The sequence below is a fragment of the Mycobacterium sp. SMC-18 genome (genome assembly GCF_045310895.1).
GTDB lineage: Bacteria > Actinomycetota > Actinomycetes > Mycobacteriales > Mycobacteriaceae > Mycobacterium.
Genome location: NZ_JBJIAL010000103.1, coordinates 1 through 3,714, shown reverse-complemented (window position 1 = coordinate 3,714; position 3,714 = coordinate 1). Strand labels below are relative to the sequence as shown.

Below are 3,714 nucleotides of genomic sequence, written 5' to 3'. Positions count from 1 at the left end.
TCATAGGGATTCCTTGCGTGTGGGCCGCCGTTGAGGTGGCCGTGATGGATGATTGCCGGTACCAGCGGCCCCGGGATTGAGGGCCGTGGGTATCGTCAGTCAGTTCCGCATCACGCAGAAATGCCGCAGTCGCTCACGACCGCCATGCAGAAGCCAGATCGCAGTGCGTGACGGCGGGCCGCGGGTGTTCGGCGACCGCACTGCCCGCAATGCCATTGACAGGACGACCGCAAGCGCCGCCGGCACTCCCCATCCGCGCCCAACGCCTGCAGTAGCCATGATTGCTGAGGCGGCCACTGGCAGTTGACATTCCTGGTGAACATCGACGGTGTGGGCGGCGGCAATCTCGGTAGATAGCCCCTGCGCTGCGGGTATCAGCGACGCACGCGGAACATGCTGGCCCTCGAAATCGTGAGTCGGGGGGCATTGGAGCGCTGGGATCAGCGCGACAGCGAGCGCCAGCAGCACCCACACTGCGCCCGCGGCGAGTCTGCCACGGGCGCAGGCACGGTCACCTGTGAGCGCCATCGCCCTACCTTAACACCGCCACGCACACCCGTAGGGGGTATGCATGTCCGGTGTCGCCCGCCGCGACAGCGCCGGCCATGAAGCGCTGTGCTGGAAGGTTTGCGGGGGTGGGCCGAAACGGCTCGGCGCGTCGCGGCATTGCGTGACGATTTGATCACATACCCGCTAGGGGCATTGGGGCCATGGTAGTTTTGTGGCCGTGAGGATCTGGGGCCGCCGATGCTGTCGCAGTCGGGTGCGGCTGTGGTTGGTGGCGCTGCTGGTCGGCATTACTGCCAGTTTGCCGCTGGCGCACTGCATCGGTGACCGTGGACAGCACCTCCGCGCACCTCAGCATCATCAGGCACCGATCACGATCTCTGGAGCGCCGGCAATCAATGTCGCCGCAATGACGGCGCATCCGCATGTAGGCAGTACCTTGCATGCGGCGTGGTGCTCGGTTTTTGACGTACCTGCGTTGAGTGTCCGAACGGATGGTCCGTTGCGGGTGTTGGTCACCGTGGGTGTGATGCTGGGCGCTGGTGCTCTCGGGGCGCTGTGGTCTGGGCGTGAGTGTCGTGGATCGCCTCGGCGACGCCGCTGCCCGGGGATTCCGCGCTTCGGGCGGGTCCTTCTTACTGATTTGTGTGTGATTCGCTGCTGAGGGTCGGGTTCGGCTGCTGGAGCGATCGTGGTATCGCCGGTGCGGCTCAAGCGCCCGTTACTACCTTTCGGCCGTATCGTTGCGGCCCTCACACAGGGAATTTTTCATGAACAACAGTATTGCTCTGTCTTCTCGTCGTAGTTGCACTCACCTGGGACCGAAGTTCCACGACCCCAACACGTTGGTGGGTAACACCCCGGTGTTGTGGGTGTCGGAACCTTTTGCTACATCTGACACCGGATTTTGGGCCAAGCTGGAGGCGCACAACCCCAACGGCATGAAGGACCGGCCCGCTCTATATATGGTGGAGCAGGCCCGGGACCGTGGGGACCTCAAGCCTGGGGCGATGATCGTCGAATCAACCAGTGGAACGCTGGGGCTGGGGTTGGCGCTGGCTGGGATCATCTACCGGCACCCGGTAACCCTGGTCACTGATCCGGGGATGGAGCCGATCATCGTTCAGATGCTGACCGCCTACGGCGCGCAGGTCGACATCGTGACCGAACCGCACCCGATCGGCGGATGGCAACAAGCTCGCAAGGATCGTGTCGCTGAAATCCTTGCCGTTGAACCGGATTCGTGGTGTCCTGATCAGTACCAGAACCCCGATAATGTCGATGCCTACCGCGGCGTCGCCGAAGAGTTGATCGATCAGCTGGGCACCGTTGACACACTCGTGTGCTCGGTGGGCACCGGTGGGCACTCGGCGGGCGTGGGACGTGTGCTGCGGGAACACAATCCGAATCTGCGGCTGGTGGGGGTCGACACCATCGGTTCTACGATATTCGGGCAGCCCGCCAGCACGCGGCTGATGCGTGGCCTCGGGTCGAGCATCTACCCGGGTAACGTCGATTATCCCGCGTTCGACGAAGCCCATTGGGTCGCGCCGAATGAGGCCGTCTGGGCCGCACGAACCTTGGCCGCTAAATACCATGCCAGCGGTGGGTGGAGTGTGGGGGCGGTCGCATTGGTCGCGGGGTGGGTAGCCCGCACATCTGCTCCTGGTACGCGTGTCGCCGCCGTGTTTCCCGACGGTCCGATGCGCTACCACGGCACCATTTACGACGATGACTACTGCCGCAAACATGATTTGCTCGATCGTCCGCCGGCGCAGGAGCCCGATGTGATCGATGATCCGTCCGCGCGAGTGGTGGATCGATGGACCAGACTGACTCGGGTGATCGATCCGATCGGCCGGCAGGCATGATTCGGACTTTCCGTCAGTTCCGTTCTTTCGACCGGGCCAGCCAGATCCTGATGGTGAATCAATTCACCATCAACGTCGGCTTCTACATGCTGATGCCCTACCTCGCTGGATACCTGGCGGGGCCATTGGGTTTGGCGGCGTGGACGGTGGGTCTGGTCCTGGGGGTCCGGAACTTCTCCCAGCAGGGCATGTTCCTGGTGGGTGGCACCCTGGCCGACCGGTTCGGATACAAGCCGCTGATCGTTGCCGGCTGTTTTCTGCGCACAGCCGGATTCCTGATGCTGGCCTTCGTAGACTCGCTACCTGCGGTGTTGATTGCCTCAGCTGCAACAGGTTTCGCGGGTGCCCTGTTCAACCCCGCGGTGCGCGCCTACCTGGCGGCGGATTCGGGGAATCGCAGGGTGGAAGCCTTCGCCGTCTTCAACGTCTTCTACCAGGCAGGTATCCTGTTCGGACCGATCGTGGGTCTGGCATTGACGGCTTGGGACTTCCGGATCACCTGCGCCGTCGCCGCCGCGGTGTTCGCCGTCCTGACAGTGATCCAACTGACGGCGCTGCCGCCGAGCCGAGCCGAACAGAACCCGGACAAGCAGCCAGTGCTGGCCGACTGGCGGTCGGTGATGTCCAACAAGGCCTTCCTGCTGTTTTCGGGCGCAATGATCGGCTCGTACGTGCTGACCTTCCAGGTGTACCTCGCGCTGCCTTTCCAGGCGTCGCTGCTGACCGCCGACAAGAAATCCGAAACTGCGTTGGTGACAGGCATCTTTGTGGTGTCCGGGCTGGTGGCGATCGCCGGACAGGTGCGACTTACCGACTGGCTATCGGCACGGTTCGGACCAAGTCGCAGTTTGGTGATCGGGATGCTGGTTATCGCGGTTGCCTTCGTACCGCTGGCGCTGCTGCCATCGGCCGGCGCGGCCGGATCGATTCCCGCGACCGTTGCCCTGTTGCTGGCTGCGGCTCTGCTGGCTGTCGGCACCATCGCGACCTTCCCGTTTGAGATGGACACAGTGGTCAGGCTGGCGGGTAACCGTTTGGTAGCCACGCACTACGGGTTGTACAACACGATCGTCGGGGTCGGGATCCTCGCCGGAAACCTGTTGACCGGCTCGGTATTTGGTTACACCCGGCAGCACGGCCAACCTTCCCTGCTGTGGATGTCGCTGACCGCGGTAGGGCTCGTATGTACCGCAGCACTCTACGCATTACACCAAACCGGGCTCCTCGGCCAGGACGAACAGGTCGCATCGGCCACAGACAACGAGTCGTCGACTGATCGCCTTCCGTCACGGCGGTGACTGCCACCAATACACACGAACCGACCGAGCAGCCCGCA

General features: G+C 63.2%; 2 protein-coding genes. Both read left to right on the top strand.

Annotation, left to right across the window (positions count from 1 at the left end; genetic code table 11):
- The first annotated feature begins 1,352 nt into the window (after positions 1–1,352).
- A complete protein-coding gene (locus tag ACJH6J_RS30185; RefSeq protein ID WP_061010369.1) occupies positions 1,353–2,378 on the top strand; it encodes a PLP-dependent cysteine synthase family protein in 1,026 nt (341 codons plus the stop codon).
- The gene (locus ACJH6J_RS30180) at positions 2,375–3,676 is read left to right on the top strand and encodes an MFS transporter (RefSeq protein ID WP_061001302.1); all 1,302 of its coding nucleotides are present in this window, start codon (positions 2,375–2,377) and stop codon (positions 3,674–3,676) included. Before ACJH6J_RS30185 ends, ACJH6J_RS30180 begins: the two co-directional genes overlap by 4 nt.
- The last annotated feature ends 38 nt before the right edge of the window (positions 3,677–3,714 follow it).

Excerpts from the sequence above, each read along its gene's own strand:
- ACJH6J_RS30180 (WP_061001302.1), top strand. The coding sequence starts at position 2,375 with ATGATTCGGACTTTCCGTCAGTTCCGTTCTTTCGACCGGGCCAGCCAG.